The organism is Arthrobacter sp. TJ-240, assembly GCF_058269195.1.
In genome coordinates, this window is the sequence record NZ_JBZCNG010000007.1 from 190,307 (window position 1) to 209,590 (window position 19,284).

Sequence of the window (19,284 nt, forward strand, 5' to 3'; positions counted from 1 at the left end):
ATCAGAAGGCCCCCGCGCCGGGGAGGAAACCCACGCGAGCGTACACGTCCGCCAGCGTGGGCGCCGCGAGATCGCGTGCCTTGGCCGCACCCTTGGCCAGCAGGCGGTCGAGCTCGGCGGGGTCGGACAGGAGTTCCTCGGCGCGGGTCCGGACGGGCGCCAGCGCCTCGACGACCACGTCGGCGAGGTCCACCTTCAGGTGCCCGTACATCCGCCCCTCGTAGTCCGCCTCGAGGTCCGCGACGGACCGGCCGGACAGCGCCGAGTAGATGGTGAGCAGGTTCGAGACACCGGGCTTCTCCGCCGGGTCGAACCGGATCTCCGTGCCCGTGTCGGTGACGGCGGAGCGGATCCGCTTGGCTGTGGTCTTCGGATCGTCGAGCAGGTTGACCAGCCCCGCGGGGGACGGGCCCGACTTCGACATCTTCGCCTTCGGATTCTGCAGGTCGTAGATCTTCGCCGACTCCTTCTGGATGAAGGGCTGCGGAAGCGTGAACGTCCGGCCGTAGCGCGTGTTGAATCGCTGCGCCAGGTCACGGCTGAGCTCCACGTGCTGGCGCTGGTCCTCGCCCACGGGGACGCCGTCGGGCTGGTACAGCAGGATGTCGGCGGCCTGCAGGATGGGATAGGTGAACAGGCCCACGCTCGCAGTGTCGGTCCCCTGCCTGGACGCCTTGTCCTTGAACTGGGTCATGCGGGACGCCTCACCGAACCCGGTGAAACAGTTCAGCACCCACGCGAGTTGCGCGTGCTCCGGGACGTGGGACTGCACGAAGAGGGTGGCCCTGTCGGGGTCGACGCCGCCGGCGATGTACTGGGCGGCCGTGAGCCGGGTCCGCTGCGCCAGTTCCTGCGGATCCTGGGGAACGGTGATGGCGTGCAGGTCGGGGATGAAGAAGACGGCGTCGTAGGTGTCCTGGAGGCGCACCCAGTGCACGAGCGCGCCCAGGTAGTTGCCGAGGTGCAGTGAGCCCGCGGAGGGCTGCATCCCGGAGAGGATGCGCTGGCGCCGGCCGGTGTCCGCGGTGGCTGTCGACGATGTCTCGGCGGATGTCCCGGCGAATGCCTCGTGGGCTGTCGTGGTGGCTGTCATGGAAGCTGTCCTGGGGTCTGGATCTGGTAGTCGACGACGAGCGGGGCGTGGTCGGAGAACCGCGTGTCCCAGCTCGGTGCCCTGTCGACCTCGGCGCTCACGGCGCTCTTCGCGAGGGCGTGCGTCGCCAGCTGGTAGTCGATGCGCCAGCCCGTGTCGTTGTCGAAGGCCTTGCCCCGCCAGGACCACCACGTGTAGGGTCCGTCGACCTCCCCGGCAAGGAGCCGGGCGACATCGAGGAAACCGCACTCGTCCGAGAAGAACCGGTCGAAGTAGGCCCGTTCCTCGGGCAGGAACCCGGCGTTCTTGACGTTGCCCTTCCAGTTCCTGATGTCGAGCGGGGTGTGGCCCACATTGAGGTCGCCCATGACCACGGCGTGGTCCGCGCCGTCCCGGAGCTCGGGCAGGCGCGTGATCATCGCGTCGAGGAAGCGGTACTTGTCGTCCTGCTTCTGCGTGCCGACCTCGCCGGAGTGGACGTAGGCGCTCACCACGGTGAGGCTCGCACCGTCGATGTCGAAGTCGGCCTCGACCCACCGGCCGGACGTGTCGAAGTAGCTGTCACCGATGGTGGTGCGCGTGGCGGTCGGTGCCCGGCGGGAGGCGATGGCGACGCCGGCCCGGCCCTTGGCCTCGGCCTCGGTATGGAGGATGTGCCACTCCTCCCCCAGGAGGCTGTGGACCACGGCATCGGGCGCACGGACCTCCTGCAGGCAGAGGATGTCGACGTCGCGCCCGTCCAGCCAATCCTGCATGCCGCGCTTGTAGGCGGCGCGGATCCCGTTGACGTTCACGGAGGCGATGCGCAGGGGTTTCTGCGGGAGGTTCGGTGCCTGGCTCACCCGATCAACCTTACCCCGGAGGGTACCCGCGGTGCTCCCGGCGGGACGCCCATCACTCGACGACGGTCCCCTCGACAGGGCCCTCGTTCGACCCCTTCATCATGGAGCGGGCATTGTGCGAGGTGATCTCGATCGTCTCGAGCGCGCGCTCCACCATTCCCTCGTCCCTGCCGAGGTAGTCGCGGACCACTCCCACCTGCACCTGCACGATCTTGAAGCTGTGGTCGAGCTTCAGGTCCCGCGCCCGGTCGGCGGCGACGGGGCCGGAAGGCGCCTGCCCCGCAGGACCGAAGGCGCCGGAAACCTGCAGGCGGGCCGCGGCTTTCCGCGCGGCGGAGCGTAGGCTGAAGACCACGAAACTGAAGATCAGGAGCCACCCCAGCGAGATGATCACCACCAGCCAGCCGATCACGTCGTTCTGGTTCGCGGCGAAGACCACGGCGACCAGGAACACGACAAGCATGACGGCCATCCCGGCACTGCCCATGCGCATGCTCACACCCCGGCCCGCAGGCCGCTCATTGCTCCCTAGTGACTGCATGGGATCATTCTCCCGCATGACCCGGCCCGCCCCGGCGCCTTCCACCCCAGGCGAACTGTCAGGATTCTCGAAGTCTTCTCCCATCTCCTCCAATCCGTGATGCCGATCACCGCGAAGTACTGACATGCGCGCCCCACAGCGCGCCTCACTCGCTCTATGGAGGAACTACCCATGAACAAGAAGATGCGCTTCCTCGCAGTACCAGCCCTCGCCATCAGTGCCGTCGCTATGGCAGGCTCGCCCGCCATGGCCGCACATGACGGCTCCTACTCCTCGACCCTCGGCCAGCTCAACGGCACTACGGGGACCGGCACCATCACCCTCGACGTCGCAGGTGACCAGGCGACCGTCAACCTTCAGGTCTCCGGTCTCGCCCAGACCTTCATGGACGCACCGTACCCCCACGTCCAGCACATCCACGGTGGAGCCGAGGGCGTCTGCCCCACGCCTGCCGACGATGCCAACGGTGACGGCATCGTGAACGTCGCCGAAGGCGTCCCGGGATACGGCGACATCCTCACGACCCTGACCACCTCCGGTGCGTCAACCCCCGCCGAGGGACTCAACCTCGCCCTCGGCGGACAGGGCGGCACCTACTCCATCAACCGCACCATCACCATCGATGAGGCCACCCAGAAGTCGCTCGCCGCCGGCACCGCCGTCGTCGTCGTGCACGGCCTGGACCCGGCAACTGCCGGCGTCTCACCCGAGGTCTTCGGCAGCCCTTCCGAGATCGCTCCCGAGCTTCCCCTCGGCGCAACCTCTCCCGCCCTGTGCGGCACGCTCATGAAGACCCAGATGGGCGAGATGCCCTACGGCGGAGCGGACACCGGTGTCGCCACCGAGTCCTCCAGCTCGACCGGCATGCTCGCCCTCGGTGGCGGCCTCGTCCTCGCAGCAGCAGCCGGCGGCACCTTCGCCGTCCGCCGCCGCGCAGCGCAGAACGCCTGATCCTGGTCGCTCGTGACCAGTAAAGCAACCGACCACCGCTGGGGCCTCACGGCTCCGGCGGTGGTCGCCCTTTTCCTCCTCGCCGGCTGCGGCTCCGCCGACTCCACGGCAGCGCCCAAGCCGCCTGCCGCGAGTTCCCCGGCGGCCGTCGCGACGCCGCCCGCCACGCCCTCGACGCCGCCCGCCACGCCCTCGACGCCGCCCGCCACGCCCTCGACGCCGCCCGCCGCGCCCTCGACGCCTGCCGCCGGCGCCTCCGGCGGGACCGCGCCGGGTCCTGTCGCGACGGCACAGCCCCCGGTCCTCACCGCCTCCGCCCCCGTGACGCTCGAGATCCCCTCCATCGGTGTCAGGACGGACCTGCTCCGCCTCGGTCTCCGCGAGAACCGGAGCCTCGAGGTGCCACCCGACAGCCCCGGCGCACCGGCCGGCTGGTACGACCAGTCCCCCACCCCGGGCGACCGGGGGCCCGCTGTGCTGCTCGGCCATGTGAACGCGACGGACGGCGGCAAGGGTGTCTTCGCCGAGCTCCGGGAGCTCGAGGCCGGCGACCGCATCAGCGTCACCCGCGAGGACGGGACGACGGCGGTCTTCGAGTTCCAGCGCGGGGAGGCGTACCAGAAGGACGAGTTCCCCACCCTCACGGTGTACGGCAACACCCCGGGCTCCGAGGTCCGCCTCATCACGTGCGACGGCTACAACCCGGACACGGGCGAGTTCGACGACAACTACGTGGTGTACGCCACCCTCGTGGTGTAGCGCCCTACTTCAGGAACAGCTTCCGCAGGCGCAGCGTGGTGAGGAGCATCCCGACGGCGATCATCACCAGGAAATAGCCGAGGTGGACGATCGTGGCAGGGGTGAACGAGGCGACGCTGATCTGCCGGAGCAGTTCGACCCCGTGCCACAGGGGCAGCGCCTGGATGAACCACTGGATGCCCTGGGGGTACACAGCGAGCGGATAGAACGTGGCCGAGAACAGGAACATCGGCAGCATCACGAAGTTGATCCACTCCATCTGCTGGAACGTCTTCATGAAACTCGTGATCCCCATCCCGAAGGACGCGAACCCGAACGCGATCAGCACGGACGCGGGGACCATGAGCAGCGCCACGGGCGTGGTGAGGAGCCCCATGAGGCCCATGACCGCGGTGAAGCCCGTCGCGTACAGGGCGCCGCGCAGGAGGGCGAGGAAGATCTCCCCGAGTGCGACGTCGAGCGGGCCGAGCGAGGTGTACAGCATCCCCTGGTAGAGCTTCGCGAAGTTCATCCGGAAGAAGACGTTCCAGGTGCTGTCGTAGACGGCACCGTTCATGGCGGACACGGCCAGGAGCGCCGGGGCGATGTACGCCGCGTAGCTGATCGGTTGCCCGTCGGGCCCCTCGACCGATCCGACGAGGGTCCCGAGACCCACGCCCATCGACAGCAGGTACAGGACGGGTTCGAAGAACCCGGACACGATGACGAGCCAGTTGTTGCTGCGCGTGGCGAGGAGGCCCCGCGCGATCACGGCCTTCGCGTTGCGTGAGTAGAGTGCGGCCAGCGGCCTCTTCGAGCCGTCCAGCGCGTAGTCGGCGGCGGTGAGCTGCGTGGTCATTTCCCCAGCCTCCGTGCGTAGACGCGGCGAGCGAGCCGGAGACCGACGGCGGCGAGGATCACCAGGAAGAGCACATGCACGGTGGCGAGCCACGCGGGCAGCGGCTGGCCGTAGGTCAGGGCCCTGCCCAGCTCCGTGCCGTGCCACAGCGGGGAGATCCAGCCGATCCACTGCAGGAACACGGGGAGCGTGCTCAGCGGGAAGAACGTGCCGGAGAAGAGGAAGAGCGGCATGACCACGAACCGCATGACGAGGGCGAACTGCCCCTTGTCGTCCTCGACACTCGCGGCGTACGCCATGAGCGGGAGACCGAACGCGAGACCGCTGAGCACGGCGACAGGGACCGCCAGGACACCTGCCGGCTGGGGCGAGGCGCCGAAGGCCGCCACGATCAGGAAGTAGACGATCGTGGTCGCGGTCAGGCGGACCGTGATCGCCAGGACGTGACCGTGGACGATCTGGTCCGTGCCGAGCGGCGAGGCGTGCGGTCCGTAGTAGACCCGCCGCCACTTGAAGCCGTCCATCACGGGGTACGTGAATTCGGTGGCGGCCGTCATGATGGTCGCCGAGGCGAGCAGCGCGGGTGCGATGAACACGAGGTAGCTGACGCCACCGAAGGCGCTCCCGGAGTTACGGTCGACCAGGGTCGCGAGACCCACGCCCATCGCGAACAGGTACATCACCGGCGTCCCGACGCTGGTGGCCAGCAGGGTCCACTTGTAGCCGTTCATGGCCCTGAGCACGTGCTCGGCGTAGTACCACGAGCCGAACGCGCGGGCGCGGCGCGCGGACACCTCCGGCTTGTGCGCGTGCAGCCGGTACGCCGGGCCCGTGCTCTCCTGCACGCCGGCGGACGAGTGGTCAGTCAACGAGGCTCCTCCCGGTCAGGCGCAGGAACACGTCCTCGAGGGATGAACGGCGCACGAGGGACGTGACGGGCCGCAGCCCGCGGGAAACCACCTGTTCGAGCGCCGCCTCCCCGTCGTTCGCGTAGATCAGCACGCGGTCCGGCAGCGGCTCGAGCCGCTCGCCGATGCCCTGCAGCTCGCCGGCGACCGTGGTGTTGCGCTCGGACCCGAAGCGCAGCTCGAGGACCTCGCGGGTGGAGTGCTCGCGGATGAGCTGTGCCGGCGATCCCTCGGCCATGATCCTGCCCTTGTCGACGACGACGAGCCGGTCACAGAGCTGCTCCGCCTCGTCCATGTAGTGCGTGGTGAGGATCAGGGTCACCCCCGATTCCTTCAGCCGGAACAGCCGGTCCCACAGGATGTGGCGCGCCTGGGGGTCCAGGCCCGTGGTGGGTTCGTCCAGCAGGAGGATCTTCGGCTCGTTGATGAGCGAGCGGGCGATCGTCAGGCGGCGCTTCATGCCTCCCGAGAGGGAATCGACCTTCGCGCCCGCCTTGTCGGTGAGCTGCGCGAACTCCAGCAGTTCGTCGGCCTTGGGCTTGAGGTAGCTCATCGGCAGCCCGAAGTAGCGGCCGTAGACGAGCAGGTTGTCGCGCACGCGCAGTTCCTCGTCGAGGTTGTCCTGCTGCGGCACGACGCCGAGGTGCGCGCGCACCTCGGGCCCGTGTTCCTGCGGGTCGAGGCCCATGATGGTGAGGTCCCCGGATGTGCGCTGGGACACGCCGCCGATCATCCGCATGGTGGTGGACTTCCCGGCGCCGTTGGGGCCGAGGAGGCCGAACGACTCGCCCGCGGGCACGTCGAAGGAGATACCGTCCACCGCCGTGAAGTCGGCGTAGTGCTTGCTGAGCCGGTGCGCGGAGATGACCGGTGGACCGGCGAGGGGTGTAGGCACCCGCCCAGCCTAGGCGATGCTAGGCGGATGCCGCCCGACGCTCGGCCGCCTCGACGACATTGGTCAGCAGCATGGCCCGGGTCATGGGGCCCACGCCGCCGGGGTTCGGGGACAGCCAGCCCGCCACCGTCGCCGCGGCGGGGTCGACGTCGCCCGTCAGCTTCGCCTTGCCCGTCGCCGGGTCCTCGACGCGGCTGACACCGACGTCGAGCACGATCGCCCCGGGCTTGAGCTGCTCCGCGCTGATCATGTGCGGGATCCCCGCGGCGGCGACGACGACGTCGGCGCGCGCCAGGTGCTCGGCGAGGTCCACGGTCCCGGTGTGCGCGAGGGTCACGGTGGCGTTGATCTGCTTGCGCGTCAGCAGGAGCCCGAGCGGACGTCCGACCGTCACGCCGCGCCCGACGACGAGCACGTCGAGCCCCGCGAGGGCGACGTCGTGCCGGAGCAGCAGTTCCACGATGCCGTGCGGCGTGCAGGGCAGCGGCGACGCCATGGGCGCGTTGACGTTGAGCACGAGCCTGCCGAGGTTGGTCGGGTGCAGGCCGTCGGCGTCCTTGGCCGGGTCGATGCGCTCGAGGATCGCGTTCGTGTCGATGTGCGCCGGGAGAGGCAGCTGCACGATGTAGCCGGTGGTGGCGTCGTCGGCGTTCAGCTCGTCGAGAACCGCCTCGAGCTCGTCCTGCGTGATGGTGTCGGGCAGGTCCCGCCGTACCGAGGTGATGCCGACCTCGGCGCAGTCGCGGTGCTTGCCGGCCACGTAGGAGGAGCTTCCGGGATCATCACCGACGAGGACCGTGCCGAGCCCGGGCGTGATGCCGAGTTCCCGCAGCGCAGCGACCCGCTCGGCGAGTTCGAGCTTGATCCGGGCGGCGGTGGCCTTCCCGTCGAGGATGCGTGCCGTGGTGCTCATGCAGATCGTCCTCGTCCCCGCCCGATGCCTACCACTGCTCCTGGCCCGGGTAGAGCGGGAAGTCCGCGGCGAGCGCGGACACGCGGGCGCGGAGGGCGTCGACGTCGGGAGCCGGCTTCAGCGCGGCGGCGATGATCTCGCCGACCTCGGTGAACTCGGTGGCCCCGAAGCCGCGGGTCGCCAGTGCCGGCGTGCCGATGCGGAGGCCGGAGGTGACCATGGGCGGGCGGGGGTCGAAGGGGACGGCGTTGCGGTTGACCGTGATGCCCACGGAGTGCAGCACGTCCTCCGCCTGCTGGCCGTCCAGCGACGAGTTGCGCAGGTCGACCAGGACGAGGTGGACGTCCGTACCGCCGGTGAGCACCGAGACGCCGTGCTCGGTCACGTCGGAAGCGGTGAGGCGGTCGGCGATGATGCGTGCGCCCTCGAGGACGCGGCCCTGGCGTTCCTTGAACTCGGCGGAGCCGGCGATCTTGAAGGCCGTGGCCTTGCCCGCGATGACGTGCATGAGGGGCCCGCCCTGCTGGCCGGGGAAGACGTTGGAGTTGATCTTCTTTGCCCACTCCTGCTTCGCGAGGATCACGCCGGAGCGCGGCCCGGCGAGGGTCTTGTGCACCGTGGAGGTGACGACGTCGGAGTGCGGCACCGGGCTGGGGTGGACGCCGGCGGCGACGAGGCCCGCGAAGTGCGCCATGTCCGTCCACAGGAGCGCGCCGACCTCGTCGGCGATGGACCGGAAGGCCGCGAAGTCGAGCTGGCGGGGGTATGCCGACCAGCCTGCGATGATGACCTGGGGCTTCTCGGCGAGCGCCTGCTCGCGGACCCGCTCCATGTCGAGGCGGTGGGTGTCCTCCTCCACGCCGTAGGCGGCGACCTCGTAGAGCTTTCCGGAGAAGTTGAGCTTCATGCCGTGCGTGAGGTGCCCGCCGTGCGCGAGGGAGAGTCCCATGATCTTGTCGCCGGGCTTGATCATGGCGGAGAGGGCGGCGGCGTTGGCCTGCGCGCCGGAGTGCGGCTGGACGTTCGCGAACTCCGCACCGAACAGGGCCTTGACGCGCTCGATCGCGAGGTTCTCCGCGACGTCCACGTGCTCGCAGCCGCCGTAGTAGCGGCGGCCGGGGTAGCCCTCCGCGTACTTGTTGGTGAGGACGCTGCCCTGGGCCTCGAGGACGGCGCGGGGGGCGAAGTTCTCGGACGCGATCATCTCGAGGGTGTCCCGCTGCCGTGCGAGCTCGTCGCGGAGGACGGCGGCGATCTCGGGGTCCACCTCGGACAGGGGCGCATTGGTGACGGAATCGGCGGCAGCGTGGGACGCGGCCATGGGCGAGGTGGTCATCGGTCGATCCTTCTCTGGGTGTCACGGGGGGTCAGCGTGCGTCGCGGGCCGGCGGATCGGTGTCCGCGCGGCAGGAACGTGAGACGTGACCCGCGGCCCAGGCGTGCGATCCGTGGTCTGCACTGGAAGCGCAGGATCTCCCGGGGGGCCCTGGTTCCGCGCCGCTTCCTGGTGGTTGCCCACCCTACGCCAGTCGCGACGATCCCATGCTAGCTGCACCGCGGGCCGCATCGCCACCGGTACCCACGGCTCCGCAACGGGGCCGGAATAGGCCGAGCCCCGGCGCCGTTCCGGTCAGTGGACCGGCGGGCGCCGGACCGGAGAGGGCGGTGTCATGCGCGGGACGGAGCAGGCGGCGGAGGCTCTGACGCACCGGGTGCGCGTGGTCGTGATCGGCGCCGGGCAGGCCGGGCTGAGCAGCGCCTACTATCTCGCCAGGCGGGGCCTCGCGCCGCATCGCGAGGTCGTGCTCCTCGACGCGAATCCTGCTCCGGGCGGCGCCTGGCTGCACCGGTGGCCCTCCCTGACGTTCGACGCCGCCCACGCCCTGCACAGCCTGCCCGGTTTCCCCCTCGAGAGGCCGGACCCGAAGGAGCCGGCCTCCGCCGTCGTGAACCGCTACTACGGCGCCTACGAGCGCGAGTTCGCCCTGCCGGTCGTCCGCCCTGTCACCGTGCTCCGCGTCGAACCGGAGGACGACGGCGGCGCCGATCTTCCCGACCGGGGCGACGCGGGGCCCCTGAGGGTCACGACGACGGGCGGCACCTGGATCGCCGACGTGGTCATCAACGCGACGGGCACGTGGGACCGCCCCTACTGGCCCTACTACCGTGGGCGGGACGTCTTCGCCGGACGCCAGCTGCACACGCACGACTTCCGGTCGGCGGCCGAGTTCGCGGGACAGCGTGTCCTCGTGGTGGGCGGCGGGACCTCCGCCGTGCAGTTCCTGTTGCAGCTCGCGGATGCCGGTGCCGCCACGGTATGGTCCACACGCCGCCCGCCGGCCTTCACGCGGCGTGCCTTCGGCCCGGAATGGGGGCGGGAGGTCGAGGCCGAGGTCACGGCGCGGACGACCGCCGGCCTGCCGCCTGCCAGCGTGGTGTCCGTCACCGGGCTGTCACTCACGCCGCAGTACCAGGCGGGGATCGACGCCGGGATCCTGGTCTCGCGCGGTCCCCTCGCCGAGCTGCGGGAGCACTCGGCCGTGCTCGCCGACGGCTCCGAGGAACCCGTCGACGCCGTCCTCTGGGCGACCGGTTTCCGCGCTGCGCTCGACCACCTCGCACCCCTGCACCTCCGGGAGCCCGGGGGCGGCATCCGGACGGACGGCGTGCGTGTCGCCAGGGACCCCCGGCTCCTGCTCGTCGGCTACGGCGCCTCCGCCTCCACGCTCGGGGCGTCCCGTGCCGGGCGTGCAGCGGCGCTGGCGGCCCTGGACAGGCTGCGCGGCCTCGCCCCCGGCGCGGGAGCTACCGGTACGCTGGCTTAGGTGGACTCCCCCGACGCATCATCCTCGTACTCCCTCACGCTGTCCTGCCCCGACAGGCCCGGGATCGTGCACGGCGTCTCCGGCGCCCTGGTCGGCGTGGGCGCGAACATCACGGAGTCCCAGCAGTACGGCAGCCCGGACACGGGCACGTTCTTCATGAGGGTCGACCTGACCACCGGGGCCGGCCTGCAGGACCTGCGCACCGCGCTCGAGCCCGTGGCAGCGGAGTTCGGCATGCAGTGGTCGCTCGTGGAGGCGGCCCGGCGCACCCGGACCCTCATCATGGTGTCGAAGGCCGCGCACTGCCTGAACGACCTCCTGTTCCAGCACCGCTCGGGGACGCTCGCCATCGACATCCCCGTGATCGTGTCCAACCATCGGGACCTCGAGGGCCTCGCGGCGTTCTACGGCGTCGAGTTCCACCACATCCCCGTGACACCGGAGACCAAGCAGGACGCCGAGGACGCGCTGCGCGCCCTGATCGACCGGCACGACATCGAACTCGTGGTCCTCGCCCGCTACATGCAGATCCTCAGCGACGGACTCTGTGAGGACCTGCGCGGCCGCGCCATCAACATCCACCACTCGTTCCTGCCGTCGTTCAAGGGCGCACGCCCCTATCACCAGGCCCACGCGCGCGGCGTGAAGCTGATCGGCGCCACGGCGCACTACGTCACGGCCGTCCTGGACGAGGGCCCGATCATCGAGCAGGAGGTCATCCGCGTGGACCACGCGCGGACGGCCGAGCAGCTGGCCTCGATCGGACGCGAGCTCGAGGGACGCGCCCTGGTGCAGGCGGTGCAGTGGCACGCCGAACGGCGGGTCCTGCTCGACGGGCGCCGCACGATCGTCTTCAACTGACGCCCTGCTGCCCTAGGCTGACGCCATGACCCACCTCATCGCGTTCCGCGGGAAGACCCCCGACACCGGAGCCGCCGCGTTCGTCGCGCCCACCGCGTCCCTGATCGGCGAGGTCGTCCTCGGCGCCTCCGCGAGCGTCTTCTACGGGGCCACCGTCCGTGCGGACACCGCGCCCATCCGCATCGGGGACGGGACGAACCTGCAGGACAACGTCGTGGTGCACGCCGACCCCGGCTTCCCGGCGGTCATCGGCAACCGGGTCAGCGTGGGCCACGGCGCCGTGGTGCACGGGTGTACCGTCGAGGACGACTGCCTCATCGGGATGGGCGCCACCATCCTGAACGGGGCCGTCATCGGCACGGGATCGCTGGTCGCTGCGGGCGCCGTCGTGCTCGAGGGCACCGTGGTGCCGCCGGGCTCGCTCGTCGCCGGGGTCCCCGCGAAGGTCCGCCGCGAGCTGACCGACGACGAGGTCGCGGGCGTCAGGAGGAACGCCGAGCAGTACAGGGCCCTGGCGCACGAGCACCGCCAAGCGTTAACTTCTTGACTACAAAGTCCGCCTGCGGCAACCTTGGGAGCATGCCCGCAGAATCCCCCTCGACGGCGAGGACACCCCTGAGCGCCGCGCTTCCGAAGCCGGGCTCCCAGTCCGCCCTGCGCGAGCAGAACCAGCGCCGCGTCATCGCAGCACTGGTGAGCAACGGGCCGCAGACGCAGGCAGAGCTCTCCCGGCAGACCGGCCTGTCGACGGCCACGGTCTCCAACATCGTGAAGGTCATGGCGACCAGCGGGATCGTCAGCACGGCGCCGACCACCAGCTCGGGGCGCCGGGCGCTCTCCGTGATCCTCAACGACAAGGGCCAGGTCGCGGCGGGCATCGACATAGGCCGCCGCCACGTCCGCGTGGTCCTCGCCAGTCCCAACTACCGCGTCCTGCAGGAGGCCTCCGTCAGCCTGCCGCCGCGGCACAGCGCCGTCGAGGGACTCCGGGCGGCCTCGGACCTCCTGGACGCCCTGCTCGCCGAGGGCGGGATCGACCGCAGGGCACTGCTCGGCGCCGGCATCGGGATCCCGGGGCCCATCGACCGGCGCACCGGCACGGTGGTGCAGGGCGCCATCCTGCCCGAGTGGGTGGGCATCAACATCCACGAGACGTTCGGCGAACGGCTCCGCGTCCCCGTGTTCATCGACAACGACGCCAACCTGGGCGCGCTCGCGCAGGTCACCTGGGGACCGCACAGCGCCGTGGAGAACCTGCTGTTCATCAAGGTGGCCTCCGGGATCGGGTCCGGCCTCGTCCTCAACGGGTCGCTCTACTACGGCAACGTCGGCGTCACCGGCGAGCTCGGCCACACCACCATCAACGAGCAGGGCGTGATCTGCCGGTGCGGCAACCGTGGTTGCCTCGAGACCGTCGCCTCCACCTCGATGATGATCGAGCTCCTCGGCCGCGGCAGCACCGAGACCGTCGACACGCAGCGCATCGTCGACTGGGCCCTGACCGGCGACACCGCGGCCCTGCGCGTCATCGAGGACGCCGGCACGGCCATCGGGCGGGCCCTGGCCCATGTGGCCAACATGATCAACCCGGAGACCATCGTCATCGGCGGACCGCTGACCAGCCTCGGCGACATCCTCCTGGAACCCGTCCGCCGCGGGCTGGCCCGCCACGCGGTCCCCATCATCGGCGAGACCACGAGCGTATGCATGTCCTCCCTCGGCGACCGCGCCGAGGCCCTCGGCGGTGCCGCGGTCGTCCTCGCCCAACCGAACCTCTCCCCGGCCTTCGCGATCACGGCGTAACGGTCCCGTCTCTATTTGCTGTAGGTTTGCGTTCAACACTTGACGACAATGCCGATCAGCGTGTTCAATTCTTCCGGGCCGAGGTTGGGCCTGCACCAAGACAACGCCGTCACTGCGGGAGGCCCCATGAACAACCACACCATCCTTGAGATGCGCTCCATCACCAAGGAGTTCCCGGGAGTCAAAGCCCTCTCCGACGTTTCCCTCGAGGTACAGGCCGGCGAGATCCACGCCATCTGCGGGGAGAACGGGGCCGGCAAGTCCACCCTGATGAAGGTCCTCTCGGGCCTCTACCCCTACGGCGACTACTCCGGCGACATCGTGTTCCAGGGCGAGGTGGTCGAGTTCAAGGACATCCGCGCCAGCGAGGCCGCGGGGATCGTGATCATCCACCAGGAACTCGCGCTCATCCCCGAGCTCTCGATCGCCGAGAACATCTTCCTCGGCAACGAGCCCACCCGGTTCGGCGTCATCGACTGGGACTACGTCAACCGGACCACCCTCGACCTCATGGCCCGCGTGGGCCTCACCGAGGACCCGACGACGAAGATCAAGGACATCGGCGTCGGCAAGCAGCAACTGGTCGAGATCGCCAAGGCGCTCAACAAGTCCGTGAAGCTCCTCATCCTCGACGAGCCGACCGCGGCGCTCAACGAGTCCGACTCGCAGCACCTCCTCGACCTCATGGCGGGCCTGCGCAGCAAGGGCATCTCCTGCATCATGATCTCCCACAAGCTCAACGAGATCGAGCAGATCGCCGACTCCATCACCATCATCCGGGACGGCAGGTCGATCGAGACGCTGCACGTCAAGAACGACGGCGTGGACGAGGACCGCATCATCCGCGGCATGGTGGGACGCTCGCTCGAGTCACGCTTCCCCGACCACACGCCGTCGATCGGCGAGACCTTCTTCGAGGTCCGCAACTGGACGGTCGGGCATCCCACGGTCCCCGACCGCCTGGTGTGCAAGAACTCCAGCTTCAAGGTGCGCCGCGGCGAGATCGTCGGTTTCGCCGGCCTGATGGGCGCGGGGCGCACCGAGCTCGCCCGTTCCGTCTTCGGCCGCTCGTACGGCAACTTCAAGTCGGGCCAGATCCTCATCAACGGCAAGGAGGTCACGCTGCGCTCGGTACCCCAGGCCATCGACGCCGGGCTCGCCTACGTGACGGAGGACCGGAAGTCGCTCGGGCTCAACCTCCTCGACGACATCAAGGCCACCACGGTGTCCGCCGACCTGAAGAAGATCACGCGCGGCCTCGTGGTGGACAAGGACGAGGAGTTCCGGGTCGCCGAGGAGTACCGGAAGTCGCTGCGCACCAAGGCGCCGAGCGTCAACGACGGGGTCGCCACACTTTCCGGCGGGAACCAGCAGAAGGTGGTGCTCGCCAAGTGGATGTTCACCGATCCCGAGCTGCTCATCCTCGATGAGCCGACCCGCGGCATCGACGTGGGCGCCAAGTACGAGATCTACGGCATCATCCAGAGGCTTGCGGATCAGGGCAAGGGCGTTATCGTCATCTCCTCGGAACTGCCTGAACTGCTCGGCCTCTCCGACCGGATCTACACGATCTTCGAAGGTGCCATCACCGGAGAACTGACCCGCACCGAGGCGAATCAGGAATCGCTGATGAAACTCATGACCGCCAGCAGGAAAACTGCCTGACCGTAGCCCTAGGAAAGACACCATGAAAGCACTCAAACAAATCCTCGGCGGGAACACCCGCCAGTTCGGGATGATCTTCGCCCTGGTCGCACTCGTCGTGTTCTTTCAGTGGCAGACCGGCGGCAAGACCCTCACTCCCGGCAACATGATGAACCTGTTCAACGGCAACTCCTACATCCTGATCCTCGCGATCGGGATGGTGCTCGTGATCATCGCGGGCCACATCGACCTCTCGGTCGGTTCCATCGCCGCATTCGTCGGGATCGTCGTCGCGATCGCCATGCGCGACTGGGGCATCCCCTGGTACACGGGTGTCCTCCTCGGCCTGGTCCTCGGCGCCGTCATCGGCCTGTGGCAGGGATTCTGGGTGGCGTACGTCGGGATACCTGCGTTCATCGTCACGCTGGCCGGCATGCTCCTGTTCCGCGGCGCCAACCAGGCGGTCGGCGACTCGAACACCGTCCCAGTGCCCGAGGGATTCCGGTACCTCGGAGCGGGCTACCTCCCCGAGGTGGGCCCCAACACCGGGTACAACAACCTGACCGTCCTGCTGGGACTCGGCCTGGTGGCCTTCGTCATCTACCGGGAGATCCGCAGCCGCCGCAAGCTCGAGAAGATCGGCGCCGAGATTCCCCCGGCTTGGGTGCCCGTGGTCAAGCTGGGCCTGCTCTGCGCGGTCATCCTCTACGCGACCTACCTGTTCGCGACCGGCCGCCCCGGCACCTCCTTCCCGGTCCCGGGTCTGATCCTCGGCGTCCTCGTCATCATCTACGCCTTCGTCTCCAACAAGACCATCCTCGGCCGGCACGTGTACGCCGTCGGCGGCAACCGCCACGCGGCGGAACTCTCCGGCGTCCAGAGCAAGCGCGTGAACTTCATGGTCATGATGAACATGTCGGTCCTCGCCGCCCTCGCCGGCATGATCTTCGTCGGGCGCTCCACCGCTTCCGGCCCGTCCGACGGCGTCGGCTGGGAACTCGACGCGATCGCCGCCGTCTTCATCGGTGGCGCGGCCGTCAGCGGCGGCGTGGGTACCGTCGTCGGGTCCATCATCGGCGGCCTCGTCATGGCCGTGCTCAACAACGGACTCCAGCTGCTCGGCATCGGTGCTGACCTGACCCAGATCATCAAGGGACTGGTCCTGCTCGTCGCCGTCGCCTTCGACGTCTACAACAAGAGCCAGGGCAAGCCGTCCATCATCGGCCTGCTCACCAGGAACTTCGGCGGGGGTGGCGGCGGCAGGAAGCCCGACGCCCCCGTTCGCGAGGTCGCTCCGACGGAGCAGGCCATCGGGACGAAGGAAGTAATCTCCCACGACGTCTAGGGACACGGCTCACGCCGGTCCCGGGCAAGCTCCATCCGTCCATCAGAGCAAGAGCAAGAGCGACAGAAAGAGAATGGAATGCGTAAGTTCGCAAAATCCCTCGCAGCCATCGCTGCAGTATCAGCATTGACGCTGACCGGGTGCGGCCGCGAAGACACGGGCACCACGACGGAGGGCGGCGAAGCTGCCGCCTCCGGTTTCGAGACCGGGTCCGCGATCGGCGTCGCCCTGCCGCAGAAGACGTCGGAGAACTGGGTTCTCGCCGAGACGCTCTTCAACGACGGCCTCACCGAGGCCGGCTACGAACCGAACGTGCAGTTCGCCAACGGTGGCGTCTCCGAGCAGCAGAACCAGATCAGCTCCATGATCACCAACGGTGTGAAGGTCCTGATCGTCGGTGCCATCGACGGCGCCCAGCTCGGCACGCAGCTCGCGCAGGCGAAGGAAGCCGGCATCACCGTCATCGCCTACGACCGTCTGCTCCTCAACACCGAGGATGTCGACTACTACGTGGCGTACGACAACTTCAAGGTCGGCGAGCTGCAGGGCCAGGCCCTGCTCGACGGCATGAAGGCGAAGAAGCCCGAGGGCCCGTACAACATCGAGCTGTTCGCCGGTTCGCCCGACGATGCCAACGCGAAGGTGTTCTTCGACGGAGCCATGAGCATCCTGCAGCCCGAGATCGACAACGGCAACCTCGTGGTCGTCTCCGGCCAGACCTCCTTCGAGCAGGCCGTGACCCAGGGCTGGAAGGCGGAGAACGCGCAGAAGCGTGCGGATTCCCTGCTCTCCGGCAGCTACGGTTCGACCGAGCTCGACGGCGTCCTCTCCCCCAACGACACGCTCGCCCGCGCCGTCCTGACGTCCGTCGAGGGTGCCGGCAAGCCGCTGCCCGTCGTCACCGGTCAGGATTCCGAGGTCGAGTCCGTGAAGTTGATCATGGAGGGCAAGCAGTACTCCACCATCAACAAGGACACCCGCGCCCTCGTGGAGCACTCCATCGAGATGGTCGGTAACCTGCAGGCCGGCGACGAGCCCGAGATCAACGATCCCGACTCCTACGACAACAGCGTGAAGACCGTTCCCGCCTACCTCCTCGAGCCGCAGATCGTGACGAAGGAGAACGCCGCCGAGGCGTACGCCAACGACCCCACGCTGTCCGCGCTCACCAAGTAAGGACCGCCCCCGGGTTTCCCGGGTCAGTACCACCTGAAGCGCCCCGGCCCTCCCGGCCGGGGCGCTTCGTCGTGTCCGGACTCCGTGCGGACCCCGGACCAGGGGGGTGCTGGACGCGGGCCCCGCGTGCGGCAAGGATAGGTCCATGACTCCACAGAATCGCTTGATCGTTCCCCCCTGCGCGGAAGCAGGGGCTCCCAGTCCCGTCGTCGCCACCGGCCGTCCCCTGAAGTGGGGTGTCATCGCCACGGGCGGCATCGCCGCCAAGGTCACCCAGGACATCGCCCTGCTCGAGGACGCGGTGCTCCACGCGGTGAGCTCGCGCAGCGCGGACAGTGCCGCCGCCTTCGCCGAGCGGTTCGGGTTCGCCACGAGCTACGGGAACGAGGGCGGCACGGCGGGATACCAGCGCCTCGTGGACGACCCGGAGGTCGACGTCGTCTACATCACCACTCCGCACGGCCAGCACTACGAGGTCGCCAAGGCCGCCCTCACCGGCGGGAAGCACGTCCTGTGCGAGAAGCCGTTCACCATCAATGCCACCGAGGCCGAGGAACTGGCCGCCATCGCGGCCGCCCGGGGGCTGTTCCTCATGGAGGCCGTCTGGACGCGCTTCCTCCCCAGCGTCAACCGCGCGTGGGAGATCATCCACTCCGGGGAGCTCGGTGATATCCGGTGGGTGCAGGCGGACCTCGGCTTCGCCGCACCCGACGATCCGAGCAGCCGCCTGTGGGACCCGAAGGCCGGCGGCGGGGCCCTCATGGACCTGACGGTCTACCCGCTCACGTGGGCGCTGGGGTCACTCGGCTTCCCCGATTCGGTGTCCGCCGTCGGCACCTTGAACGACGACGGCGTCGATCTGCAGGCAGCCGTGACCCTCGGCTACGCGGGCGGGGCGTATGCCCAGCTGTCGTCGTCGTTCATCGCCTCGTGCCCGGGGCAGGCGACGGTCTGCGGATCGAAGGGCTGGCTGAAGACCGGCGGCGGGCACCTCCACAACCCGAAGGAGCTGACCATCCAGGCCGGCCCGGGTGAGGCGCGGGTGGAGGAGTTCGAGCAGGTGGGCGCGGGGTACACCTACGAGCTCCGCGAGGTGACGCGCTGCATCCAGGAAGGCCTCACCGAGAGCCCGACGATGCCGGTCGGCGACAGCGTGAGGACCATGCGCCTGCTCGACGGCGTGAGGGCGCAGATCGGCCTGCGCTACGAGAACGACGCCGCCTGACGAGTCGTGGCCGCCGCAGGACGGGTCCCCGCAGCTTCCGCTGCGGGGACCCGTCCTTTTTGGTCAGGCACGACCGGCTATGCGCCTGCCTTCGAGCGGCGGGCGGCCAGCAGACCGCCTGCGCCGGCGAGAAGCAGCAGGGAGCCGAGGAGCAGGATCTGCTGCGCGGCGGATCCCGTGGAGGCGAGGGCCTTCGGGGTGCTCGATGCCGCACCGGGTGCACCGGGTGCACCGGGTGCACCGGCTGCACCGGCTGCACCGGCTGCCGTGGTGACGTTCACCGAGATGCTCGCTGCGGAGATCGTGCCGGCTGCGGTACCGGTCCCCGCGTCGCGGACCGTTCCGGCGACGTCGGCGACGTTCGAGCGGCCATCATTGGTGCCGCCATCGTTGGTGCCACCATCCATGTCGCCCTCATCCGTTCCGCCAGGGCCGTCGGTGCCGCCGTTGCCGCCCGCTCCAGGAACGTCAGGGGTGGTCGGGGTAGCCGGGGTAGCCGGGGTGGTCGGAGTGGTCGGAGTCACCGGGTTAGTCGGGTTAGTCGGAACTCCAGCGCCGGCGCCGCAGTCGGTGGCACTGCCACCGATCAGGGTCACACCGTTGCAGCCGACATTCACCGGGACGAAGATCTCGGGCGAGATCACATTCCCGTCGAGGATGCCGCC

The 19,284-nt window shown here is 69.2% G+C and carries 19 protein-coding genes; 10 read left to right on the forward strand and 9 right to left on the reverse strand.

All coding sequences use genetic code 11. From position 1 onward, the window contains the following. Position 1: 1 nt before the first annotated feature. From trpS to AC4D2C_RS16555, 3 genes are read right to left on the reverse strand one after another with little or no spacing between them, the layout of a single operon-like run. Positions 2–1,093, reverse strand: coding sequence for a tryptophan--tRNA ligase (gene trpS / locus AC4D2C_RS16545; RefSeq protein ID WP_490915917.1), 1,092 nt, complete (start codon positions 1,091–1,093; stop codon positions 2–4). Next, positions 1,090–1,935 carry an exodeoxyribonuclease III gene (locus AC4D2C_RS16550; RefSeq protein ID WP_490915918.1) on the reverse strand — a complete coding sequence of 282 codons (846 nt, stop codon included), beginning with the start codon at positions 1,933–1,935 and terminating at the stop codon, positions 1,090–1,092. Before AC4D2C_RS16550 ends, trpS begins: the two co-directional genes overlap by 4 nt. A 52-nt stretch (positions 1,936–1,987) precedes the next feature. Beyond that, positions 1,988–2,476 carry a hypothetical protein gene (locus tag AC4D2C_RS16555; RefSeq protein WP_490915919.1) on the reverse strand — a complete coding sequence of 163 codons (489 nt, stop codon included), beginning with the start codon at positions 2,474–2,476 and terminating at the stop codon, positions 1,988–1,990. Between the two features lie 171 nt (positions 2,477–2,647). Here AC4D2C_RS16555 and AC4D2C_RS16560 point away from each other — a divergent pair, with 171 nt between their 5' ends. After that, the gene (locus tag AC4D2C_RS16560) at positions 2,648–3,427 is read left to right on the forward strand and encodes a GVDTG sorting domain-containing protein (protein ID WP_490915920.1); all 780 of its coding nucleotides are present in this window, start codon (positions 2,648–2,650) and stop codon (positions 3,425–3,427) included. Between the two features lie 12 nt (positions 3,428–3,439). After that, entirely contained in the window at positions 3,440–4,186 is a 747-nt protein-coding gene (locus AC4D2C_RS16565; RefSeq protein WP_490915921.1) for a class F sortase, read from the forward strand. Positions 4,187–4,190: 4 nt separating this feature from the next. Here AC4D2C_RS16565 and AC4D2C_RS16570 read toward each other — a convergent pair whose 3' ends face one another. The 5 genes from AC4D2C_RS16570 to glyA are packed head-to-tail and all read right to left on the reverse strand — an operon-like array spanning position 4,191 to position 9,076. After that, entirely contained in the window at positions 4,191–5,024 is an 834-nt protein-coding gene (locus tag AC4D2C_RS16570; RefSeq protein ID WP_490905586.1) for an ABC transporter permease, read from the reverse strand. After that, positions 5,021–5,893 carry an ABC transporter permease gene (locus AC4D2C_RS16575; RefSeq protein WP_490915922.1) on the reverse strand — a complete coding sequence of 291 codons (873 nt, stop codon included), beginning with the start codon at positions 5,891–5,893 and terminating at the stop codon, positions 5,021–5,023. Before AC4D2C_RS16575 ends, AC4D2C_RS16570 begins: the two co-directional genes overlap by 4 nt. Beyond that, complete coding sequence (locus AC4D2C_RS16580; RefSeq protein ID WP_490905584.1) at positions 5,886–6,827, reverse strand: ABC transporter ATP-binding protein; 942 nt, start codon at positions 6,825–6,827, stop codon at positions 5,886–5,888. Before AC4D2C_RS16580 ends, AC4D2C_RS16575 begins: the two co-directional genes overlap by 8 nt. A 19-nt stretch (positions 6,828–6,846) precedes the next feature. Next, positions 6,847–7,740, reverse strand: coding sequence for a bifunctional methylenetetrahydrofolate dehydrogenase/methenyltetrahydrofolate cyclohydrolase (locus AC4D2C_RS16585; protein WP_490915923.1), 894 nt, complete (start codon positions 7,738–7,740; stop codon positions 6,847–6,849). Between the two features lie 28 nt (positions 7,741–7,768). Next, complete coding sequence (glyA, locus tag AC4D2C_RS16590) at positions 7,769–9,076, reverse strand: serine hydroxymethyltransferase (RefSeq protein WP_490915924.1); 1,308 nt, start codon at positions 9,074–9,076, stop codon at positions 7,769–7,771. Between the two features lie 334 nt (positions 9,077–9,410). Here glyA and AC4D2C_RS16595 point away from each other — a divergent pair, with 334 nt between their 5' ends. The 8 genes from AC4D2C_RS16595 to AC4D2C_RS16630 all read left to right on the forward strand — a co-directional run bounded on the left by AC4D2C_RS16595 (position 9,411) and on the right by AC4D2C_RS16630 (position 18,619). Continuing rightward, the gene (locus AC4D2C_RS16595) at positions 9,411–10,565 is read left to right on the forward strand and encodes an FAD-dependent oxidoreductase (RefSeq protein ID WP_490915925.1); all 1,155 of its coding nucleotides are present in this window, start codon (positions 9,411–9,413) and stop codon (positions 10,563–10,565) included. Further along, positions 10,566–11,426, forward strand: coding sequence for a formyltetrahydrofolate deformylase (gene purU / locus AC4D2C_RS16600; protein WP_490905580.1), 861 nt, complete (start codon positions 10,566–10,568; stop codon positions 11,424–11,426). A 25-nt stretch (positions 11,427–11,451) separates the two neighbouring features. Continuing rightward, positions 11,452–11,973, forward strand: coding sequence for a gamma carbonic anhydrase family protein (locus tag AC4D2C_RS16605; RefSeq protein WP_490915926.1), 522 nt, complete (start codon positions 11,452–11,454; stop codon positions 11,971–11,973). A gap of 32 nt (positions 11,974–12,005) precedes the next feature. Further along, entirely contained in the window at positions 12,006–13,229 is a 1,224-nt protein-coding gene (locus AC4D2C_RS16610) for an ROK family transcriptional regulator (protein WP_490905578.1), read from the forward strand. Positions 13,230–13,355: 126 nt separating this feature from the next. Continuing rightward, positions 13,356–14,894: a multiple monosaccharide ABC transporter ATP-binding protein gene (mmsA, locus tag AC4D2C_RS16615; RefSeq protein ID WP_490905577.1), complete on the forward strand. Its 1,539-nt coding sequence runs from the start codon at positions 13,356–13,358 to the stop codon at positions 14,892–14,894. A 22-nt stretch (positions 14,895–14,916) separates the two neighbouring features. Further along, the gene (gene mmsB / locus AC4D2C_RS16620) at positions 14,917–16,218 is read left to right on the forward strand and encodes a multiple monosaccharide ABC transporter permease (RefSeq protein ID WP_490915927.1); all 1,302 of its coding nucleotides are present in this window, start codon (positions 14,917–14,919) and stop codon (positions 16,216–16,218) included. A gap of 78 nt (positions 16,219–16,296) precedes the next feature. Continuing rightward, entirely contained in the window at positions 16,297–17,394 is a 1,098-nt protein-coding gene (locus AC4D2C_RS16625) for a substrate-binding domain-containing protein (protein ID WP_490905574.1), read from the forward strand. Between the two features lie 145 nt (positions 17,395–17,539). Next, on the forward strand, positions 17,540–18,619 hold the full coding sequence (locus AC4D2C_RS16630; protein ID WP_490915928.1) for a Gfo/Idh/MocA family protein: 1,080 nt from the start codon (positions 17,540–17,542) through the stop codon (positions 18,617–18,619). Between the two features lie 77 nt (positions 18,620–18,696). Here the strand turns inward: AC4D2C_RS16630 and AC4D2C_RS16635 are convergent. Next, positions 18,697–19,284 (reverse strand): LPXTG cell wall anchor domain-containing protein (locus tag AC4D2C_RS16635; RefSeq protein ID WP_490915929.1); only part of this gene is annotated, 588 nt, incomplete at its 5' end.